Raw genomic sequence first — 19,824 nt, 5'->3', positions numbered from 1 at the left:
CGAACAGACGAGCAGATGACCGATCCCGATCCCCTACGTGATCCCTGGGCCGCGCCGATGCGACGGGCCCTGGCCGAGGCCGCGCGGGCGGCGAAGGCCGGCGATGTGCCGGTCGGCGCCGTCGTGCTGGCCCCGGACGGCACGCCGCTCGCGGCGGGCCACAACGAACGCGAGGCGACGGGCGACCCGACGGCACACGCCGAGATCCTGGCGGTCCGCCGGGCCGCGGCGTCGCTGGGCGAGTGGCGGCTGACCGGCTGCACGCTCGTCGTCACGCTGGAACCGTGCACGATGTGCGCGGGCGCGATCGTCCAGTCGCGGGTCGACCGGGTCGTCTTCGGCGCGCTCGACGAGAAGGCCGGAGCGGCGGGCTCGCTGTGGGACGTCGTACGGGACCGGCGGCTCAACCATCGCCCCGAAGTGGTGGCCGGGGTGCTCGCGGACGCGTGCGCGGAGCAGCTGACGGCCTTCTTCCGGGACCGCTGACGGCCCCTCCGGGCCCCTCCGCCGAAGCCGATTTCTGACCACGGCCGACCTTGGGCTAAGCTCTCTCTCGGTAGCGTGTCCGAGCGGCCGAAGGAGCTCGCCTCGAAAGCGAGTGTGGGGAAACTCACCGTGGGTTCAAATCCCACCGCTACCGCTCTCACACCCTCCTGATCTGCGGAAACGCAGTCAGGGGGGTGTTTTGCGTGCGGCCTGCGCGAGCCCGTGGGGTCCGTACGCATCCGTACGCGTCCGTACGCCCCGCTCCCCGTCGCTCCTTCGTCTCCGTCATCTCGTCATCTCCGTGCACAACGGGTCTTTCCCGCCCGGATCTCCGCCCTGTGTCACGGCCGGTCCACTCCCGTGTCACAGGAGTGTCTTGGTGACACCGCCCGGTGAACTCCGCCGGTGGCGACCGCATCGGACCTGAGAGAACGGCCTGCCTGGCAGGGAAATCCGACCCTACGGAGAAGCAATGCGCATGCAGAAGATCTCGGTCCTCACCCTCGTCGCCGTCGCCGCCGGCCTCTCCCTCACGGCCTGCGACAACGGCAGCGACAGCTCCAGCGCTCCCGCGAGCTCGTCCGCCGCAGGATCGGACAGCCAGGGCCAGGCCGGTTCGGACCAGGCGGGCTCGGCCGGTTCGGCCAAGACCGACTCGACCTCGGCGAACGGGGCGGGCACCCGCATCTCCAACAACTCCGGCACCGCCGCCAACTCGGGCTCCAGGGCGGGCTCGGGGCACGCGTCGGGCAGCGCCTGCCGGACCGCGAACCTGGGCTTCACCACCTCGGGCGCCATGGCCGAGGGCGAGCTGATCATCAACCTCAAGAACAACGGCGCCGGCACCTGCACCCTGCACGGCTTCCCGGGTGTGGACCTCAAGGGCCGCGACGGCACCGTCAGCGCCACCCGCAACAAGGTCGCCGCCCCCGACGTCAGCGTCGCGCCCGGCGACGAGACCCGCTTCACCCTGCACTACCCGCCGAACAACTCCGGCGGCTCCGGCGTCACGTTCACCACCCTGGTCGTCACCCCGCCCAACGAGACCCACTCGCACACCATCGCCCAGAACATCAACATCCCCGCGACCCAGTCGGGTCCGGCCATCTCGGTCGACCCGGTCGGCTCGGGAAAATAACCGCGGCCGCCCGGCGGGCCGTCTGCCGCGGGCGGTTCCAGCCCCCGTGCCGGCCGTGGGTACGGCTCGTGTGTCACCGCCGGGTGCGGCCCGCCTGCCGCGACCGGATCCGGCCGTGACACCCGCCCAGGCCCGCACCCACCGGCCCTTGATCCCCCGGCGCCCCGTCCGGTTAGACTCTCGCGACTGCTCAGGGACCCCAGGGGAAGCAGGGCCGAACGGTGCCAGTGAAGAAGATCATTCTGTACATAGCAGTCGTTTTTGTGCTGTACACGATCATCACGTCACCGGCCAGGTCGGCCGACCTCGTCCAGGTAGGGTTCGAAGGAATCTCCAACGCCGCGAAGAGTGTCGGTCAGTTCATGACCGAACTGGTGAGCTGAGCCCGTACGTCCGTTCCGTTCTGTTCCGCAAGGAGTCCCCTTGATCCGCCACCTGGTCCTCTTCAAGCTCAACGAGGGCGTCTCACGTGACGAGCCCCGGGTCGTGGCCGGCGCCAAGGCGTTCGAGGAACTCGGCGGACTGATCCCGGAGACGGAGTTCTGGGAGTGCGCCTGGAACATCACCGACCGGCCCATCGCGTACGACTTCGCCATCAACTCGGCCGTCCAGGACACCGACGCCCTGAAGCGGTACCTGGAGCACCCGGCCCACCAGGCGGCCGTCGGGCAGTGGAGCGAATTCGCCACCTGGGTGATCGCCGACTACCCCTTCTGAGCCAATCCCCGATTCACCCCTGAGCACCGTTTGAGCCCTTCTGGGGTACGGCCCTCCATCGTTTCGATGGGGGGCTTTTCTGCGGTTCGGGTGGGTTTGGCCACCTTTTTACCGTCAACACGGAGCCAAGCGGTGCTTGCACACAGTGCACATGTCTTGTGATGCTATGACCGCTTTTGACCGATGAGTTGACCAAAAAGTCGACCAAAAAGGGGTGGCGTGACCGTGCCGGCCAGTACTGCGCCTGAAGTACCGCCCCAGACCGCCCTGCCCCAGAACAGCCAGACACCGGCCTCCCGGACGCAGAACAGCCAGACACCGAACGGTCAGACACCGGACAGCCAGACACCGAACGGCCAGATTTCGACCCCCGACAGCCAGGCCACGGTCGAGGAGACCCCCGCGCCGGCCAAGACCCGGGGGGCCGACACCAGGGCGCTGACCCAGGTGCTGTTCGCGCAGCTCAAAGGGGTCGAGCCGGGCAGCGCCGAGCACACCAGGGTGCGTTCGGCACTCATCGAGGCCAATCTGCCGCTGGTCCGGTACGCCGCCGCCCGGTTCCGCAGCCGCAACGAGCCGATGGAGGACGTCGTCCAGGTCGGCACCATCGGCCTGATCAATGCCATCGACCGGTTCGATCCGGAACGCGGCGTGCAGTTCCCGACCTTCGCGATGCCGACCGTCGTCGGCGAGATCAAGCGGTACTTCCGCGACAACGTACGGACCGTCCACGTCCCCCGGCGGCTGCACGAGCTCTGGGTCCAGGTCACCGGTGCCACCGAGGACCTCACGACGATGCACGGCCGGTCCCCCACGACGGCGGAGATCGCCGAACGGCTGCGCATCAGCGAGGAGGACGTGCTGTCCTGCATCGAGGCGGGCCGCTCGTACCACGCGCAGTCCCTGGAGGCCGCCCAGGAGGGCGACGGGCTGCCCGGGCTGCTCGACCGGCTCGGTTACGAGGACCCTGCGCTGGCCGGGGTCGAGCACCGCGACCTGGTCCGGCATCTGCTCGTCCAGCTGCCCGAGCGCGAGCAGCGGATCCTGATGCTGCGCTACTACAGCAATCTGACGCAGTCGCAGATCAGCCAGGAACTGGGCGTCTCCCAGATGCACGTATCAAGACTGCTGGCCCGGAGCTTCGCCCGGCTGCGATCCGCAAACCGGATCGAGGCGTAACCGGTACGGGTGACCCGGACCTAAAGCAGAAATGCCCCACACCCCCTCTTTCCAGCGCACATTTGTCGACTTGGCGCTACAGCGCGTTGCCGACATGTGACATTCTGCTGGAACCGCGTTTGCCGCAGTCCACCCTCCGGTATTCAGGTGGAGGCTGCGTTCCTCCGACGGGAGCGTCCGCCGCGACCGTCCGCGACCTCAAGGGGGTGGCATGTCCGCAGAACAGGGCAGCTCGAAGGTGCTCACGAAAGACGCACCGGAGACACTCAGCTCCGAATTGCCGAGCTCTGGCGCCATCGACACCCGCACTCTGTCCCGCTCCCTCTTCCTGCGGCTCGCCGTCCTGGCCTCCCAGGAACCGGACAGCCCGGAGCGCACCTACGTGCGGGACACACTGATCGAGCTGAACCTGCCGCTGGTGCGTTACGCGGCGGCCAGGTTCCGCAGCAGGAACGAACCGATGGAGGACATCGTCCAGGTCGGCACCATCGGCCTGATCAAGGCGATCGACCGGTTCGACTGCGAACGGGGCGTCGAATTCCCGACGTTCGCCATGCCGACCATCGTCGGCGAGATCAAGCGCTTCTTCCGCGACACCTCGTGGTCGGTGCGGGTCCCGCGCCGCCTCCAGGAGCTGCGGCTCGCGCTGACCAAGGCCAGTGACGATCTGGCCCAGAAGCTCGACCGCTCACCGACTGTCCCCGAACTCGCCCTGGCGCTGGGCGTTTCGGAGGAGGACGTGGTCGACGGGCTCGCGGTGGGCAACGCGTACACCGCGTCCTCGCTCGACTCGCCCTCGCCCGAGGACGACGGCGGTGAGGGGTCCCTGGCGGACCGTCTCGGCTACGACGACACCGCGCTGGAGGGCGTCGAGTACCGGGAGTCCCTCAAGCCGCTGCTGGCCAAACTGCCCCCGCGGGAACGGCAGATCATCATGCTGCGGTTCTTCGCGAACATGACGCAGTCGCAGATCGGCGAGGAGGTCGGTATCTCCCAGATGCATGTGTCACGGCTGCTGACGCGGACGCTGGCGCAGCTGCGGGAGGGGCTGATCGGGGAGTAGCCGGGACGCGTTCCCGCCGCCTCCGCGCGGAGGGGTTCGGTCACCGCCGGGCTCCTCCGGTTCTTCTGTGCCCGCCGGGTTCCTAATTGACGACCCGTCAGACACACTGGCGCGATGCGACGCCAGCACGCGGCCATCGCCGCCACCGCAACGGCCCTCTGCCTGGGCGGCCTGGTGGCCGCTTGCGCGGGCGGCACCGCACACCACGGCTATGCCGCCGTCGGCGCCGCGGGTGCCGGCCGGGCGCTCACCACACCCGTACCGCCGTCCGGGAAGGTCACCCTGACGCCCCTGGACGGGCCGGGAGCGGCCGCCGGGCACGGCGGTGGGCCGACGGCACCCGGAGCCGGTGATTCCGCCTCCGGAGAGGGCACACAGGGCTCCTCGGCGCCCGGTGGGGCGAACTCCGGTCACCAGCAGCCGAGTACGGGCGGCGCGGGAAGCCCGGGCACCTCGCGTACACCGGGCGGACCGGCCGGGACGGCGGCCCCGGGCGGCAGCAGCGGCAGCGGCACATCAGCCCCGCCCAAGTCCGGCGCCGGGGGGAGCACTTCACCCTCGCCCGGCGGATCCGGCGGCACCTCGCCCTCCCCTTCGGCAGGCCCCGCCGTGCTCAAGGCCGGCGCCCCCGACCGGGCCGCGGCGGACAAGCGCTGGTGCGAGAAGGTGACCGTGCGCTTCAGCAACACCGGCGGTTCACCGGTCGCTTCGGGCACGGTGACCTTCTCCACGCACATCATCGGCGGGCTCGGGGTGGACTGGGCGACCCGCACCTCGAAACAGCCGCTGCCCGCGCCGATCGCCGCCGGTGCGGCCACGTCCAAGACGTACACCGTGTGCGTGGACGACTGGCGGGTGCCGCTGGGGATGCACATCGAGACCCGGAAGATCTCCGTCAGCTGGAAATGACCCTGGGCGGGCCGGAGTCCGGCCCGCCCAGGTCAGCGGAAGAGGAGTGGGAACGACTGCCGGGAGCGTCAGCCCAGCGCGAGGAAGGCGACGGCCGCCAGCACCACGATCACGACGATGACCCCGGCGATCAGGCCGATCCGCGGGCCCGACTGCTGCTGCGGAGCGGCCGCGGGCGGAGTGGCGCCCTGCGGTGCGCCCTCGTCGACAAAGGCGCGGAACATCTGGGTGCTGCCCGCGGGGTCGTAGTTGCCCTCGGGGCCTTGGGGCGCTTGGGGGTTGTGTGCCATGAGGCAGGACCCTAGCGAACCCTGCGGTTCCGCCCAACCCCCGGCCGACGGGCAACACCTTTCGAACACCCTTCCGTCACCTCGTTGACCCCACCCATGCGGATATTTTGACTTCCCTTTACCTTTCCCGGCCTCATTTAATTTGCCTGCAGCAACCAACGGCTTTAAAGTTGCCTGAAGCAACAACATAGAGTGCTCACAGACAGCCCACAGGGAGGTGCCGTGGCAGCGCAGAGTCAGTACGAAGAACTGGCCAGGCAGCTGAGTGCCATCGGCGCCGTCAAGCGGGGCCTCTCCCGCATACTCCCGCCCGAGTGCCCCGCCGGATCGGCAGCCGTGCTGTCCCTGCTGGGCCAGCACGGCGAGATGCGGATGAGCAGGCTTGCCGAATTGCTCGCCGTGGACATGTCGGTCACCAGCCGGCATGTGGCACACGTCGCGGAGCGCGGCTGGATCGAGCGGTCCCCGGACCCCGCCGACAAGCGCTCCCGCATCCTGCGGCTCACCCCCGCAGGCAACGACCTGCTCGGCGTACTCGCCGAGCGACACATCGAATCTCTCGCTCGCACGCTCAGCGACTGGTCCGACGACGAAGTCGGGCAGCTCAATGTGCTCCTGGAACGCCTGCGCGCCAGCTTCGGCGACTGCCGGGCCTGGGCCGGACAGCACGAGCAGACCCGTACATCCGCATAGACCCGCATAGACCCGCGTGGATACGCACGGACCCGCGTATCACCCGCGTAAGTAGAGACTGAGGAAACCCATGGCTACGACCACACCAGCCGGTGTGCGGGGCGGCCACGCCAAGCACGGGGGGAATCCCGCACCCCACGGGGGACAACCCGCCCCCGGCAGCGGTGCGCCGATGACCCACCGGCAGATCATGGAGGCCCTGTCGGGCCTGCTGCTCGGTATGTTCGTCGCGATCCTGTCGTCGACGATCGTCACCAACGCGCTGCCGAAGATCGTCTCCGATCTGCACGGCAGCCAGTCCTCGTACACCTGGGTCGTCACCGCGTCGCTGCTCGCGATGACGGCGACCACCCCGCTCTGGGGCAAGCTCTCCGACCTGTTCAGCAAGAAGCTGCTCGTCCAGATAGCCCTGATCATCTACGTCCTGGGCTCGGCCGCCGCAGGTCTGTCGCAGAACTCGTCGACGCTGATCATCTTCCGGGTCGTCCAGGGCATCGGCGTCGGCGGTCTCTCCGCCCTCGCGCAGATCGTCATGGCCGCGATGATCTCCCCCCGTGAGCGGGGCCGGTACAGCGGTTACCTCGGCGCCACCTTCGCCGTCGCGACCGTCGCGGGACCGCTGCTCGGCGGTGTCATCACGGACACCAGCTGGCTCGGCTGGCGCTGGTGCTTCTACGTCGGTGTGCCCTTCGCGATCATCGCGCTGATCGTGCTGCAGAAGACCCTGAAGCTCCCGGTCATCAAGCGTGAGGTCAAGGTCGACTGGGGCGGCGCGTTCTTCATCGCCGCCGCCGTGTCCCTGCTGATGGTCTGGATCACCTTCGCCGGTGACAAGTACGACTGGATGTCCTGGCAGACGGGCGCCATGGTCGGCGGCTCGATCGTCCTCGGACTGCTCTTCGTGCTCGTCGAGTCGAAGGCGAGCGAGCCGATCATCCCGCTGCGGCTCTTCCGCAACCCGACGATCACGCTCGCCTCGATCGGCTCGCTGTTCGTCGGTGTCGCGATGTTCTCCGGCACCGTCTTCTTCAGCCAGTACTTCCAGCTGGCGCGCGGCAAGTCGCCGACGATGTCCGGTGTGATGACGATCCCGATGATCGGTGGTCTGTTCATCTCGTCGACCCTCTCGGGGCAGTTCATCACCCGGACGGGCAAGTGGAAGGTCTGGCTGGTCAGCGGTGGTGTGCTGGTGACCGCCGGGCTCGGCCTGCTGTCCACCATCCGGTACGACACCACGTACTGGCACGTGGCGATCTTCATGGCCCTGATGGGTCTCGGCATCGGCATGATGATGCAGAACCTGGTGCTCTGCACGCAGAACCAGGTATCCCAGAAGGACCTCGGCTCGGCCTCCTCCACCGTGTCGTTCTTCCGCTCCCTCGGTGGCGCTGTCGGCGTATCGGCGCTGGGCGCGGTGCTCGCCAACCGGGTCACCCACTTCGTCACCGACGGTCTCCACGACCTCGGCCCGAAGGGCGCGGCACTGGCCGGAAAGGGCATGAGCGACGGATCGGTTCCCGACATCGGTGCCCTCCCGCAGCCGCTGCGCTCCATCATGGAGAGCGCGTACGGCCACGGCGTCGCCAACGTCTTCCTGTACGCGGCCGCGTGTGCGCTGCTCGCCTTCCTGGTGACGCTGTTCATCAAGGAGGTCCCGCTGCGGACCCGCGCCGTGGGTGCGCCCGAGGAGGAAGCACCCGCCGACGCCGTCCCGGCACCGATGGCGGAGACTGTCAGTACAAACGCCGTTCCGGCCGGCACCCGGCCGGCCCCCGCCACTTCTTACGAGAGTGTCCCGACCACTGAGGAGACGATGCCGATGCAGTCCGTTCCCACCCCAGGTATCACGATCCACGGTGTCGTCAGGGGCGCCGAGGGCGCACCGGTCGGCCAGGCGGCCGTCACGCTGATCTCGCTGGCCGGGCGCCAGCTGGGCCGCGCGATGGCGCAGGGCGACGGCGGTTACGCCGTGGACGCGCCGGCCTCCGGCTCGTACGTCCTGATCGCGTCGGCCGACGGCTTCCAGCCGCAGGCGTCCACCGTGTCCGTCGGGGACGAGGCCCTGTCGTACGACATCCTCCTCTCCGGCACGAGCGGTCTCGCCGGTGTCGTGAGGTCCGCCGACGGCGTCAAGGCCGTCGAGGGCGCGATGGTCGTCGTCACCGATGTGCGGGGCGACGTGCTGGCCACCGGTAAGTCCGGTGCGCAGGGCGACTTCACCTTCAGCGAGATGATTCCCGGCTCGGTGACCGTCGCGGTGAACGCGACCGGCTTCCGGCCGATGGCCCTGCCGGTGGAGGTCGGCGGCCAGGGTGTGACCCGTATCGAGGTCGCGCTGGAGTCCGGTTCGCTGGTCCAGGGTGTCGTACGCGGTGGAGCCGACCGGCGCCCGCTGCCCGACGCCCGGGTGACCCTCGTGGACGCCGCGGGCAATGTGGTGTCCACGGCGACCACCGGGTCCGACGGCGCCTACGGATTCGCCGACCTCAACTCCGGCGATTACACGGTCATCGCGACGGGTTACCCGCCGGTGGCGGGCTCGTTGACCGTCGCGGGAAGCGGCATCGACGGACACGACATCGAACTGGCCCACCCGGGCGAGTAGTCACCAGGCTGCCCCAGCGGATGCGGGGCGCGAAGGGGCCAGGTCAGGCCGGGCCCCTTCAAGCCCCGGACGCGGTGGTGGTGGGCAGGGGACGGCCCGCCACCACCGCCCGGGGCCCACTTTTTTGAAGGAGAGAGAACGGGAATGGGACTTCGCGCACAGGTACGGACGCGCGACGGCTGGGCGGTCCAGCACGCCGTGGTGACCGTGACCGACATGACCGGCGCGCAGGTACTGCGGGCGCAGGTGGGCGAGGACGGCACGGTGAGCGACGACGCGACCCTCGCCCCCGGTCCGCACACCGTGATCGTGACGGCCGTCGGTTACGCGCCCGCCGCGTCCACGGCGTTCGTCACGGCGAGCGGGCGTGCCGACGTCGGCACGGTCGTCCTGGCCAGGCAGGGCGGTGTGGAACTCCCGCCGCCCGGCACCTGGACGCTGGACCCGGCGCACTCGTCGGTGGGCGCGGTCGCCCAGCACCTGGGCATCTCCAGCGTGCACGGCCGGTTCACCGAGTTCGTGGGGCGTATCGAGATCGCCGAGGACGTCGAGAAGTCGCGCGTGGAGGCCGTCATCGCGACCGCCTCGATCGACACGGGCAACGGGATGCGCGACGGCCATCTGAAGTCCGCGGACTTCCTGGACGTCGAGACCTACCCGCAGATCACGTACAGCAGCACCGGGATCACCCCCGCGGGCCCGGACCGCTGGACGGTCCACGGCGAGCTGGCGCTGCACGGCGTGGCCCGCGAGGTCGACCTGAACCTGAGCTACCTGGGTACGGGCCCCGACCCGTGGGGCGGCGTGCGCGCGGCCTTCCACGCGACGGCCGAACTGCGCCGCGAGGACTTCAGGATGAACTACAACCAGGTCGTCCAGGCGGGTATCTCGGCCATCGGGACCACGCTCAAGGTCGAGCTGGACATCCAGGCCGTGCAGGGCGACTCGCTGCCCGTCGCGTAACGGGCCGCACCGGCACCGGCACCCGCACCGGCCCGCGCGACTTCTGCGCGGAACTCCGCCCGGCCCCGGCGGCACACGCTTTCCGTGTGCCGCCGGGGCCGGGCGTTGTGCTCCCTGTGCTGCCGCTCCGTGGGCCCTACGCCTCGGGCAGCGGCTGGACGGTCAGCTGGTAGTCCTGCAGGATCCGGCCGTCGTCGTCCAGCACGAGGAACACCCGGGCGACCCAGGCCACTTCGCCGGTCTGCGGGCCCTTGGCACAGGTCAGCCGGACGGTGAACACGACCACGTCGTCGTGCACGGTCACATGGTTGTCGTCCGTGAGGTGGTACGCGCCGGAGGCGACGAACAGCCCGTACGCCTCGGCGACCCGGTCCACCAGCCCGGCGTGACCGCGGAACTGGGTGCCCTCGACGAACTCGACGCCGTCCGGGGCCCACAGCTCCCCGACGGTGCGCTCGCGGGCGGCGGCATCCGGCTCGCTCCAGACGGCGACGTAACGCTCCACGATCCGGTCGACGTCCCTGGTGACGGTCTGCGGCATGCTCGGTCAACTCCCCTGCTCGGTCGGTTTCCGGCCGGGATCCGGCCGTGCACAGCAGCCTCCGGACGGCCGTCGGGGGAGGGTCAAGGGGGACGTCGCCGCCGGACTCTCCCCCTGGGGGAGGGCGCACAATCGCAGGGTGACGAGCTACCTGTCGATCGGCGATTTCTCGCGCGCCACCCACATGACCGTCAAGACCCTGCGCCACTACCACGAGATCGGGCTGCTCGAACCGGCCGCGGTCGATCCGCGGAGCGGGTACCGGCGTTACGTGGCCGAGCAGATCCCCACGGCTCAAGTGGTGCGCCGCTTCCGGGATCTGGGGATGCCTCTCGATGAGGTCAGGACCGTGCTGACCGCATCGGACGTGGCGGACCGCAACCGGCACATCAGCGCGCACCTGAACCGGCTGGAGGAGGAGCTGGGCCGCACCCGTCGCGCCGTCGCCTCGCTGCGGGACCTGCTGACGCCGCCCGCGTCCGACGCCCCGCCCGGCATCGAGCTGCGCGGCGTCGGCGCGGTCGGGGCCGCCGCTGTGACCGCGACGGTCGAGGCCCAGGACATCGGGGCCTGGCTCCAGGGCGCCCTCGGTGAGCTGTTCGCGACCGTGGCCGGCCAGGGCCTGCGGGAGACCGGCCCGGCCGGCGGTGTGTACGCGGACGAACTGTTCACCCTGCACCGGGGGCAGGCCACCGTCTTCGTGCCCTGTGACGGCGAGGTCCGGCCGGTCGGCCGGGTCGAGCCGCTGCTCGTGCCACCGGTGGAACTCGCCGTGCTCGAACACTGCGGCCCGCCGTCCGATGTGGACCGGGCCTACGGAGCGCTGGCCGCCTACGTGTCCCGGCATGCGCTCGCCGTGGACGGCCCGATCCGGGAGTACTACCTGGTCGGCGCGCGGCAGACCCAGGACAGCACGCGGTGGCGGACCGAGGTCTGCTGGCCGGTCTTCCGCACCCGCGCCGAGGACTGATCCGACACCGGGGGCGACGGCCCTCCCGGTCCGTACGGGAGTCGTATCGTGCAGCCATGGCACCCAACATCGCGACCAACACCCCTGTGGAACTGCCCGGCCTGCTCGACTTCGTACGCCCCAGGCACCGGGCGATCCTGCTCACCACCCGCTCCGACGGCCGCCCGCAGGGCTCCCCGCTGACCTGTGGGGTGGACGACTCGGGGCGGATCGTCCTGTCGACCTACCCCGAGCGCGCCAAGACCCGCAATGTCCGGCGGGACGCGCGGGTGAGCGTCATCGTGCTGTCGGACGAGTGGAACGGCCCCTGGGTCCAGATCGACGGAGCGGGCGAGGTCATCGACTCCCCGGACTCGGTGGAGCCGCTGGTGGAGTACTTCCGCAACATCTCCGGGGAGCACCCTGACTGGGACGAGTACCGCGCGGCGATGATCAAGCAGGGCAAGTCGATCATCCGGATCACGCCGGAGCGGTGGAGCCCGATCGCGACCGGCGGCTTCCCGGCACGGCTGGCCGAGGACGGGTAGGCGCCGGCACCGCGAGTCGGGCGGCCGCCCCTGCGAGGTGGGCGGCCTCCGGCACGCGCCGGGTCACAGTGTGGCGGCCCGCCCGCGCAGCAGTATGTTCTGTGTCCCCAGCCCGATCGCCAGGTACGCGTACAGCGACGCGGTGCCCAGCACCCCCGCTCCGGCCGCGTGGTCGATCCACAGCCCCAGACCGATGTGCACGGCCACCGAGGCCAGCCAGAGTCCGGTGGTGGCCGCCGTTCCCTTGCGCAGTACCTCTCCCTGGGCGCCGTGCCACAGCCGTACGGTCCGTGACCTGACCGCCCCCAGGCCCGCCGCGACCGCCAGGCTCACCACCAGCAGGGCCATGGGCAGCACGGTCAGCCGGTGGTCCTGGAGGACCGTGGCGATACCGAAGGCGATCCCCGCGACGCCCAGGACACCGAGGACGGCCGGGCCGATCAGCGAGCCGTAGCGCCTTACCGGGCGGGTGCGCAGCTGCCGGAATATCACCAGGCCGACGACCGCCACGGCTATGACGGGCGCGGGCCCGCCCTGTGTGCTCTGCATAGGACAACTCCCCCTCAGGCCACCGTTCTTGACGGCAGCACCTGACAGGGATTGTCCCCTCAGTGGCCGTCGGCCGCCGCGGAACCCCGCTCCGGCCCTTCCCCTGCCTCGCGTTTGGCCTCGATGCCCGCGATCAGCAGGTCGAGAGCGAAGTCGAAATCGCGCTCGCGCATCTCCTCGACCGTGTCGCCGCCGCGTGCCGCCATCACGTCCTGGGCCTGTTCGAACGTCCGGCGCAGCGAGGGCTGTTCGCTCATCCCGCCCATGGCGTGCCGGTGGTACTCGTCCTGGGTCATCCCGGCCCGTGCGCAGCGGTCCCTGAAGTGACCCTCGACGGTGCCGAACCCGTACACGAACTGGAAGACCGCGGCGAGGCCCCCGGTCTGGCCGCGCAGCGGGAGGTCCGCGTGGCGCATCACGTCCTGGGACGCCGCCGCGAACTTCACCGCGTGCGGCCCGATGTTGAGGAACACGCCGACCAGCGGGGAGACCCAGGGATGGCGGACCAGGATGCTCCGGTATCCGGCCGCGAGCCGGCGCAGCTGAACCCGCCAGTCGCCCGCGCCCTGGCCACCGCTCCGGTCCTGGTCCCGGTCCACGCTCTGGCCCTGGTCCCGGTCCCCGCTCCGGTCCTGGTCCCGGTCCACGCTCCGGCCCTGGTCCCGGTCCCCGCTCCGGTCCTGGTCCCCGCCGTCCTCATCCGTGCCGGGCAGGGCGAGTTCGCCCATCACCGCGTCCAGCGCCAGTTCCAGGAGGTCGTCCTTGGTGTCCACGTACCAGTAGACCGACATCGCGGTAACGCCCAGTTCGGCGGCGAGGCGGCGCATGGAGAACTTCGCGAGGCCCTCGGAGTCCAGCAGCCGGACCGTCGCCGCGGTGATCTTGTCCAGGTCGAGCCCGGCCGGCTGGTCCGTTCTGCGGGTGCGTGTCACCTTTCCGCCCAGCCAGACACTGGCCCGCGCGGGACCCTTCGCACGGTCGGCCGCAGTCACCATGGCGCGCCTCCTCCGGAACGTGTGGATCCACCGGTACCGATGTCGATGTTAGGCCGCCGCCACCCGTACATCTGCCCGCTCGGCCCGCCGGAGCAGCACCGCGGCGAGCAGCCCGCCCGCAAGTACCGCTGCCGCGCCCACCAGTTGGCTGGTCTGCAGACCCGAGGCGAATGCGTCCGCCACCCGGCCGCGCTCGCCCGGCCCGTCGGCGGCCGCGAGAGCCGCCGGCAGTGAGGCGGCGCCCAGGGCGGCGGGCAGGAGGCCCGCGAAGCGGGAGTTGAGTACGGCACCGAGCACGGCGACCCCCAGGCCGTTGCCGAATTCGGCCAGCGTGCCGTTGACGCCCGCGCCGACCCCGGCCTTCTCCGGCGGGATCGCGCTCATGATCGCGTTGGCCATCGCGGGCATGGCGAACGCGATACCCGCCCCCATGATCACAAGCCCCAGCAGCATCCCGGGGTAGCTGTCCCCGCCGAGCAGCGCGATGGCCGCGAGCCCGGCCGCGAGCGCGGCCATCCCGGTGGCGATGGTGGCGGGCGTGCCGAGCCGGGGCAGCAGCCTGGCCGAGAGCCCGGTGAGGTTCAGCGCCACGATGGTCAGCGCCATGGGTGCGGTCCGCAGCCCGGCGGCCAACGGCCCGTACCCGAGGACGAACTGCAGGTGCTGGGTGAGCAGGAAGAGCGAGCCGCCCATGCCGAAGGCGACGAGGATCGCCCCGGCGACGGCGCCGACGAAGCGCTGGTTACGGAAGAAGTGCATGTCCAGCATGGGGAACGGGATGTGCAGTTCCCAGGCGACGAAGACGGCCAGGAAGACGAGGCCCACGCCCGCCGAGACGGCGACATGGGTGGAGGCCCAGCCGTGGTCCGGGCCGGAGATGATCGCGTACACGACCGCGGTCATCCCGACGGTGGAGAGCAGCGCGCCGAGCAGGTCGGGGCGGTCTCCTGACGGGTTCTTGGACTCCGGTACGAGGGTGACCACGGCGAAGAGCGCGACGACCGCCACCGGGATGTTGATCAGGAAGATCGCACCCCACCAGAAGTGGTCGAGCAGCACACCGCCGATGAGCGGTCCGACGGCGAAGCCGAGTGAATTGACCGTGGACCAGAGGCCGATGGCCCTGACGCGCTCGGTGTCGTCGAAGATCTGGACGACGACGGCGAGCGTGGTCGTCATCAGCAGGGCGCCGCCGACCCCCATGCCCGCGCGGGCGGCGATCAGCTGCGCGGTGGACTGGGCGAGCCCGGCGACGAGCGATCCGGCCCCGAAGAGCGCGAGACCGGCGATCAGCATCTTCTTACGGCCGTAGCGGTCCGCCGAACTGCCCGCGGTGAGCAGCAGACCCGACTGCACCAGCGAGTACGCGTTGATCATCCACTGGATGTCGGCGGTGGACGCGTGCAGGTCACGGGTGAGGGAGGGGATCGCGACATTGAGGACGGTGTTGTCGAGCAGCACGGTCAGCTCGGCGAGGCAGATCACTCCGAGGATCACCCAGCGCTGGGGGTGCGGGGTGGTGACGCTGTCGTGCTCGGCGGCGGTGGCCGTCATGCCGACTCCTGTTTCCTGGGCTGGGTGGGGCGGGGCGGGTGGAGTTCTACACCGTAAAGGACATCCTTCTACGGTGTAAATTCGTTTTGCGTCGAGCTGCTTGCGGGTAACTACGTCCGATGAAGCTGACTGGTCGTGTTGCTGAAGTGCTGCTGGTCTCCGGCGTCCTGGCGGCGCTGGCCGTGCCCCCGGCGCAGGCGGCACATGCCCCCGCTCCCGCCCGTGGCCGCGACGTACCGCTGCGGGTCGCCTCGTACAACATCCACGCGGGCGCCGGGATGGACAACGTCTTCGATCTCGACCGCCAGGAGAAGGCCCTGCGCGCGCTGCACGCGGACGTGATCGGCCTGGAGGAGGTCGATGTCCACTGGGCCGCGCGCAGCGAGTGGCGGGATGTGGCGGGCGAGCTGGCGAAACGGCTCGGGATGCAGGTGTTCTTCGCCCCGATATACAGCGTCGACGGGCGGGAATTCGGCGTGGCGGTGCTCTCCAAGTACCACATCCTGAAGGCCACGAACCACAAGATCACCCGCCTCTCCACCCAGGACCCGAACCCGGCCCCGGCGCCCGCCCCCGGCTTCGGTGAGGTCGAACTGCGGGTGAAGGGCGTGCCGCTGCACGTGTACGTGACGCATCTGGACTACCGCGCCGACCCCTCCGTACGGGTGAGCCAGGTCGCCGAGACCCGCCGCATCATGGGGCGGGACCGGGGCCGCAAGATCCTCCTGGGCGACTTCAACGCGACCCCGGACGCCCCCGAGCTGGCGCCGCTGTGGCGGGAGCTGACGGATGTGGAGCCGGGCAAGCCGACGTTCCCGGCGCTGAATCCGGTGCAGCGGATCGACTATGTGGCGGTTTCACGCGGGGTGGCGGTGCGCGGCGCCGACGTACCCGACACGCTCGCTTCCGACCACCGGCCGATCGTGGCGGACGTGTCGTTGCGGCGGTAGGCGTGGGCCGCGGACGAGAGGCGAGGGCGAGCGGCAAGCGGCGAGCGGCGAGCGGCGGGAAGGCCGGGTCGGCCGAACGCGGGAAGAGGGGCGGGCCGGGGAGAGATGCTCCCCGGCCCGCCCCTTTCGTCCTCCCCGCAGGTCAGCCGCCGGAGGCGCTCGTGCCGGCCTTCACCTGCGTCAGGTCGTACAGGGTCACCGACCCCACCGTCACCTTCACGAACCGTCCCTCGACCCAGGACGTGATCTTCGAGGCGGAACCGCTGCCGGAGCCACCGGGGCCGCCGCCCATCCCGCCGCCCGAGACGAAGTAGTGGATCTTCCCGTCCGTCACGTCCTTCTTGAACTGCGCGAGCGTGGGCGAGGGATCGCTGCCGTTGAAGCCGCCGATCGCCATGACCGGCTTCTCGGTCGCGAGCTGGTAACTCGCGGCGTTCTGCGAGCCGATGGCCGCGGCCATCCAGGTGTAGTCGTCGGCGTCGGCACTGATCTTCGCCTTGACCTTGGCGCTGACCTTCTGGCCGTCGAGCAGACCGCCCATGCCACCGCCGCCGAAGCCGCCCTCGGCCATCCGGCCGCCGCCCGGCCAACGGCCGTTCTGCGTCCCGCCCTTGCCGGACTGGCCCTGGCCCTGACCTTGCTGACCCTGGCCTTGCCGGCCCTGCCCGGTCGGCGGCATGCCCGCCTGACCGCCGGGGGCGTTCCCCGGGGCCTGACCGCCAGGAGCGTTGCCCGGAGCCTGCCCGTTCGCGGCGGTCCCGGCCCCGCCGCCCTTCGCGTTGCCCTGCCCGGTGGGCGCCTGTCCCATCCCCGGGCCGCCGCGGCCACCGCCGCCGGGGCCGCCGCCCATGCCGCCCATCCGGCTCGCGCCCGCCGGGCCCGCCGTCACGATCGACCCGCTGTGGCCGGTGCTCAGCGTGGACACCGTGTACGCGAACGGCGCGGCCAGCGAAGCCACCAGCCCCACCCCCGCGGCGCCCAGCGCCAGCCGCCGGTTCAGCCGCCCGGCCACCACCAGGCCGATCGCCGCCACGAGCCCCACGACCAGCACCGCCCAGCGCAGCCACGGCAGATAGTCCGGCGTCCGCCCGAGCAGCACATACGCCCAGACCGAGGTGGCCGCGACCACGGCACCCAGCACCGCCGACCACCCGAACCTGCCGCGCTCCTCCCACAGGACCGTGACGCCCATCCCGACGAGAGCGGCGATGTACGGGGCCAGCGCCACCGTGTAGTACTGGTGGAAGATCCCGGCCATGAAACTGAAGATCAACAGAGTCATCAGCAGAGCGCTGCCCCACACCAGGAACGCCCCGCGCGCGGTCTCCGTGCGCTTCAGCCGCCAGGTGAGGACGACCCCGGCGACCAGCAGGATCAGCGCGGCGGGCAGCAGCCACGAAATCTGGCTGCCGATCTCGGAGTTGAACATCCGGTCGAGACCGGTCTCACCCCAGCCGCCCATACCGCCGCCACCGCCACCGCGGCCGTCACCACCGCCACCGCCCCCGCCGACACTGCCGGTCTCGTCGCCGCTGATCCGGCCGAGCCCGTTGTAGCCGAAGGTCAGCTCGAGGAACGAGTTGTTCTGCGAGCCGCCGATGTACGGGCGCGAGGACGCGGGCCACAGCTCGACGATCGCCGTCCACCAGCCGCCCGCCACGACCATCGCCGCCGCGGAGAGACCGATCTGGCCCAGCCGCCTGCGTACCGGCACCGGCGCGAACACCGCGTACACCACAGCCAGCGGCGGCAGGATCAGGAACGCCTGGAGGGTCTTGGCCAGGAAGGCGAAACCGATCGCCACACCCGCCCACACCAGCCACTTCGTACGCCCGTCCTCCAGCGCGCGCAGCACGAGGTAGACGGTGACCGTCATCAGCAGCGCCAGCAGCGCGTCCGGGTTGTTGAAGCGGAACATCAGCGCCGCGACCGGAGTCGTCGCCAGCACCACGGCCGCGATCAGCCCCGCCGCCGCGCTGAACCGGCGCCGTACCGCCGCGTACAGCACCGCGACCGTCCCGACACCCATCAGCACCTGCGGCACGAGGATCGCCCAGGAGCTCAGCCCGAAGATCCGCACCGACAGCGCCATCGGCCAGAGGGCGGCCGGGGGTTTGTCGACCGTGATGGCGTTCGCCGAGTCGAGCGAGCCGAAGAAGAGGGCCTTCCAGCTCTCCCCGCCGGCCTGGGCCGCCGCCGAGTAGAAGGAGTTGGCGTATCCGGAGGCGCTGAGGTCCCAGAGATACGACACGAGGGTGAGCAGCAGCACCGCGAGGAACGCGGGCCGCACCCAGCGCGGGTCGTCGGCACGGCCGCGCCACAGCCGGGCGAGGCGCGGGCCGCGGAACGGCGGTGCGCCGGCCGCCTGGATCGGATCGGTGGAGAGGGTGGTCATCGTGCAGTCCTCGGATCGTCGGTGCGCCGCTCGGGGAACACCCAGGCGCGGAAGAGCAGGAAACGCAGCACCGTCGCTGCGAGGTTGGCCGCGATCAGCACCGCGAGCTCGGTGCCGTGCGAGGGGTCGTCGGACGCCGCGCCGAGTGCGGCGAGTGACCCGCTGGTGAGGGCGAGGCCGATCGCGAACACGACCAGCCCCTGCGCCTGGTGGCGCACCGCGCTGTCGCGCCCGCTCACCCCGAAGGTGAGTCTCCGGTTCGCCGCCGTGTTGATCAGCGCCGAGACCAGCAGGGCGCCCGCGTTGGCGAGCTGCGGGCTCACCCCCGTACGGAACAGGGAGTACAGCAGCAGATAGAGCAGGGTCGAGACCGCGCCGACGACGCAGAAGCCGACCAGCTGGCGGGCCAGCCCCCCGGGCACACCGGAGAGTTCACGGTCGCGCGGATCGTCCCCGAAGGGGCGTGCGAGACGGTCGAGCGGGAGCGCGCCGACCCCCAGCGCGCGCCCCACCCGCCAGACGCCCTTGAGGTCGTCGACGGCCGTCCGCACGATGTGCACGGTCGACTCCGGGTCGTCGACCCAGTCGACCGGCACCTCATGGATCCGCAGCCCGGCCCGCTCGGCGACCACCAGCATCTCCGTGTCGAAGAACCACCCCGTGTCCTCGACCATCGGCAGCAGCCGCTGCGCGACATCCCTGCGGATGGCCTTGAACCCGCACTGGGCGTCGCTGAAGCGGGCGGACAGCGACGAGCGCAGGATCAGGTTGTACGCACGCGAGATGAACTCGCGCTTGGGTCCGCGCACCACCCGCGAACTGCGCGCGAGACGCGAGCCGATGGCGAGGTCGGAGTGCCCGGAGATCAGCGGAGCCACCAGGGGCAGCAGCGCGTTGAGGCCGGTGGACAGATCGACGTCCATATAGGCGAGTACGGGGGAGTCGGACGTGGACCACACACTGCGCAGCGCCCGCCCGCGTCCCTTCTGGTCCAGCCGGACGGCCCGTACCTCGTCCAGCTTCGCCTCCAGCTCCGCCGCCACCTCGGGTGTCCGGTCGGTGCTCGCGTTGTCGGCGATCGTGATCCGGAAGCTGTACGGGAACGTACCGGCGAGATGGTCGCGGAGCCGCAGCACACACGGTTCGAGGTCCTTCTCCTCGTTGAACACGGGGATCACCACATCGAGCACGGGGGCAACGAGCACGGGGGCGCCGGCCGCGGTCACGGGAAGGTGTTCCCGTGTCGGCAGGGTGCCCGGAGAAGTGTCGGTTCGCATACCGACGACACTCGCCGGCCGCG

Annotated in this window: 19 protein-coding genes and 1 tRNA gene; 13 read left to right on the top strand and 7 right to left on the bottom strand. The window is 70.5% G+C overall.

All coding sequences use genetic code 11. The features are described 5' to 3' along the window. Window positions 1-15 precede the first annotated feature (15 nt). The 7 genes from tadA (at window position 16) to OG510_RS19270 (ending at window position 5,492) form a co-directional block, all read left to right on the top strand. Window positions 16-486 (top strand): tRNA adenosine(34) deaminase TadA, encoded by a 471-nt coding sequence (tadA, locus tag OG510_RS19300; protein WP_164262725.1) that lies wholly within the window; start codon window positions 16-18, stop codon window positions 484-486. A 69-nt stretch (window positions 487-555) separates the two neighbouring features. After that, window positions 556-640 (top strand) — tRNA-Ser (locus OG510_RS19295). Window positions 641-958: 318 nt separating this feature from the next. Further along, window positions 959-1,624, top strand: a complete 666-nt coding sequence (locus OG510_RS19290; protein WP_406138321.1) for a DUF4232 domain-containing protein — start codon at window positions 959-961, stop codon at window positions 1,622-1,624. A 423-nt stretch (window positions 1,625-2,047) separates the two neighbouring features. After that, window positions 2,048-2,341: a Dabb family protein gene (locus OG510_RS19285; protein WP_164262722.1), complete on the top strand. Its 294-nt coding sequence runs from the start codon at window positions 2,048-2,050 to the stop codon at window positions 2,339-2,341. 225 nt (window positions 2,342-2,566) lie between these two features. After that, window positions 2,567-3,520, top strand: coding sequence for an RNA polymerase sigma factor SigF (locus tag OG510_RS19280; protein ID WP_406138320.1), 954 nt, complete (start codon window positions 2,567-2,569; stop codon window positions 3,518-3,520). Window positions 3,521-3,731: 211 nt separating this feature from the next. Beyond that, window positions 3,732-4,583, top strand: a complete 852-nt coding sequence (locus OG510_RS19275; RefSeq protein WP_406138318.1) for an RNA polymerase sigma factor SigF — start codon at window positions 3,732-3,734, stop codon at window positions 4,581-4,583. Window positions 4,584-4,697: 114 nt separating this feature from the next. Continuing rightward, window positions 4,698-5,492, top strand: coding sequence for a hypothetical protein (locus OG510_RS19270; RefSeq protein WP_406138316.1), 795 nt, complete (start codon window positions 4,698-4,700; stop codon window positions 5,490-5,492). 68 nt (window positions 5,493-5,560) lie between these two features. On the opposite strand, the gene OG510_RS19265 is transcribed toward OG510_RS19270, so the two are convergent. Further along, a complete protein-coding gene (locus OG510_RS19265) occupies window positions 5,561-5,782 on the bottom strand; it encodes a hypothetical protein (protein WP_406138315.1) in 222 nt (73 codons plus the stop codon). A gap of 222 nt (window positions 5,783-6,004) precedes the next feature. On the opposite strand from OG510_RS19265, the gene OG510_RS19260 reads away from it, so the two are divergent. The 3 genes from OG510_RS19260 to OG510_RS19250 all read left to right on the top strand — a co-directional run bounded on the left by OG510_RS19260 (window position 6,005) and on the right by OG510_RS19250 (window position 10,043). Continuing rightward, window positions 6,005-6,475 (top strand): MarR family transcriptional regulator, encoded by a 471-nt coding sequence (locus OG510_RS19260; protein ID WP_164262713.1) that lies wholly within the window; start codon window positions 6,005-6,007, stop codon window positions 6,473-6,475. A 70-nt stretch (window positions 6,476-6,545) separates the two neighbouring features. After that, a complete protein-coding gene (locus OG510_RS19255) occupies window positions 6,546-9,080 on the top strand; it encodes an MFS transporter (protein WP_406138313.1) in 2,535 nt (844 codons plus the stop codon). A 144-nt stretch (window positions 9,081-9,224) separates the two neighbouring features. After that, window positions 9,225-10,043, top strand: a complete 819-nt coding sequence (locus OG510_RS19250; RefSeq protein ID WP_406138312.1) for a YceI family protein — start codon at window positions 9,225-9,227, stop codon at window positions 10,041-10,043. Between the two features lie 136 nt (window positions 10,044-10,179). Here the strand turns inward: OG510_RS19250 and OG510_RS19245 are convergent, their stop codons facing one another. Continuing rightward, on the bottom strand, window positions 10,180-10,584 hold the full coding sequence (locus OG510_RS19245) for a nuclear transport factor 2 family protein (protein WP_406138311.1): 405 nt from the start codon (window positions 10,582-10,584) through the stop codon (window positions 10,180-10,182). Window positions 10,585-10,723: 139 nt separating this feature from the next. Here OG510_RS19245 and OG510_RS19240 point away from each other — a divergent pair, with 139 nt between their 5' ends. Further along, a complete protein-coding gene (locus tag OG510_RS19240) occupies window positions 10,724-11,554 on the top strand; it encodes a MerR family transcriptional regulator (RefSeq protein ID WP_406138309.1) in 831 nt (276 codons plus the stop codon). Between the two features lie 56 nt (window positions 11,555-11,610). After that, window positions 11,611-12,081: a PPOX class F420-dependent oxidoreductase gene (locus OG510_RS19235; protein WP_164262705.1), complete on the top strand. Its 471-nt coding sequence runs from the start codon at window positions 11,611-11,613 to the stop codon at window positions 12,079-12,081. A 63-nt stretch (window positions 12,082-12,144) separates the two neighbouring features. Here OG510_RS19235 and OG510_RS19230 read toward each other — a convergent pair whose 3' ends face one another. The 3 genes from OG510_RS19230 to OG510_RS19220 are packed head-to-tail and all read right to left on the bottom strand — an operon-like array spanning window position 12,145 to window position 15,179. Then, window positions 12,145-12,630, bottom strand: coding sequence for a hypothetical protein (locus OG510_RS19230; RefSeq protein WP_406138307.1), 486 nt, complete (start codon window positions 12,628-12,630; stop codon window positions 12,145-12,147). A gap of 59 nt (window positions 12,631-12,689) precedes the next feature. After that, entirely contained in the window at window positions 12,690-13,625 is a 936-nt protein-coding gene (locus OG510_RS19225) for a TetR/AcrR family transcriptional regulator C-terminal domain-containing protein (RefSeq protein WP_406138306.1), read from the bottom strand. Between the two features lie 48 nt (window positions 13,626-13,673). Then, on the bottom strand, window positions 13,674-15,179 hold the full coding sequence (locus OG510_RS19220; protein WP_406138305.1) for an MFS transporter: 1,506 nt from the start codon (window positions 15,177-15,179) through the stop codon (window positions 13,674-13,676). A gap of 119 nt (window positions 15,180-15,298) precedes the next feature. Here OG510_RS19220 and OG510_RS19215 point away from each other — a divergent pair, with 119 nt between their 5' ends. Continuing rightward, window positions 15,299-16,129 carry an endonuclease/exonuclease/phosphatase family protein gene (locus tag OG510_RS19215; protein ID WP_406138304.1) on the top strand — a complete coding sequence of 277 codons (831 nt, stop codon included), beginning with the start codon at window positions 15,299-15,301 and terminating at the stop codon, window positions 16,127-16,129. A 142-nt stretch (window positions 16,130-16,271) separates the two neighbouring features. On the opposite strand, the gene OG510_RS19210 is transcribed toward OG510_RS19215, so the two are convergent. Then, entirely contained in the window at window positions 16,272-18,524 is a 2,253-nt protein-coding gene (locus OG510_RS19210; RefSeq protein WP_406138303.1) for an ArnT family glycosyltransferase, read from the bottom strand. Continuing rightward, window positions 18,521-19,801, bottom strand: a complete 1,281-nt coding sequence (locus tag OG510_RS19205; RefSeq protein ID WP_406138302.1) for a glycosyltransferase — start codon at window positions 19,799-19,801, stop codon at window positions 18,521-18,523. The genes OG510_RS19210 and OG510_RS19205 overlap by 4 nt, the downstream gene beginning before the upstream one ends. Window positions 19,802-19,824: the final 23 nt, after the last annotated feature.

Origin of the sequence: Streptomyces sp. NBC_01089 (genome assembly GCF_045162975.1) — a bacterium.
Classification (GTDB): Bacteria; Actinomycetota; Actinomycetes; order Streptomycetales; family Streptomycetaceae; genus Streptomyces.
The sequence above is the reverse complement of the archived record's forward strand: the minus strand, read 5'-3'. Positions and strand labels throughout refer to the sequence as shown.

Bases quoted from the DNA above. Each gene is read 5' to 3' on its own strand.
- tadA (WP_164262725.1), top strand. From the start codon at position 16: ATGACCGATCCCGATCCCCTACGTGATCCCTGGGCCGCGCCGATGCGA.
- OG510_RS19290 (WP_406138321.1), top strand. From the start codon at position 959: ATGCGCATGCAGAAGATCTCGGTCCTCACCCTCGTCGCCGTCGCCGCC.
- OG510_RS19275 (WP_406138318.1), top strand. From the start codon at position 3,732: ATGTCCGCAGAACAGGGCAGCTCGAAGGTGCTCACGAAAGACGCACCG.
- OG510_RS19270 (WP_406138316.1), top strand. From the start codon at position 4,698: ATGCGACGCCAGCACGCGGCCATCGCCGCCACCGCAACGGCCCTCTGC.
- OG510_RS19265 (WP_406138315.1), bottom strand. From the start codon at position 5,782: ATGGCACACAACCCCCAAGCGCCCCAAGGCCCCGAGGGCAACTACGAC.
- OG510_RS19255 (WP_406138313.1), top strand. From the start codon at position 6,546: ATGGCTACGACCACACCAGCCGGTGTGCGGGGCGGCCACGCCAAGCAC.
- OG510_RS19250 (WP_406138312.1), top strand. From the start codon at position 9,225: ATGGGACTTCGCGCACAGGTACGGACGCGCGACGGCTGGGCGGTCCAG.
- OG510_RS19245 (WP_406138311.1), bottom strand. From the start codon at position 10,584: ATGCCGCAGACCGTCACCAGGGACGTCGACCGGATCGTGGAGCGTTAC.
- OG510_RS19235 (WP_164262705.1), top strand. From the start codon at position 11,611: ATGGCACCCAACATCGCGACCAACACCCCTGTGGAACTGCCCGGCCTG.
- OG510_RS19230 (WP_406138307.1), bottom strand. From the start codon at position 12,630: ATGCAGAGCACACAGGGCGGGCCCGCGCCCGTCATAGCCGTGGCGGTC.
- OG510_RS19225 (WP_406138306.1), bottom strand. From the start codon at position 13,625: ATGGTGACTGCGGCCGACCGTGCGAAGGGTCCCGCGCGGGCCAGTGTC.
- OG510_RS19220 (WP_406138305.1), bottom strand. From the start codon at position 15,179: ATGACGGCCACCGCCGCCGAGCACGACAGCGTCACCACCCCGCACCCC.
- OG510_RS19215 (WP_406138304.1), top strand. From the start codon at position 15,299: ATGAAGCTGACTGGTCGTGTTGCTGAAGTGCTGCTGGTCTCCGGCGTC.
- OG510_RS19210 (WP_406138303.1), bottom strand. From the start codon at position 18,524: ATGACCACCCTCTCCACCGATCCGATCCAGGCGGCCGGCGCACCGCCG.
- OG510_RS19205 (WP_406138302.1), bottom strand. From the start codon at position 19,801: ATGCGAACCGACACTTCTCCGGGCACCCTGCCGACACGGGAACACCTT.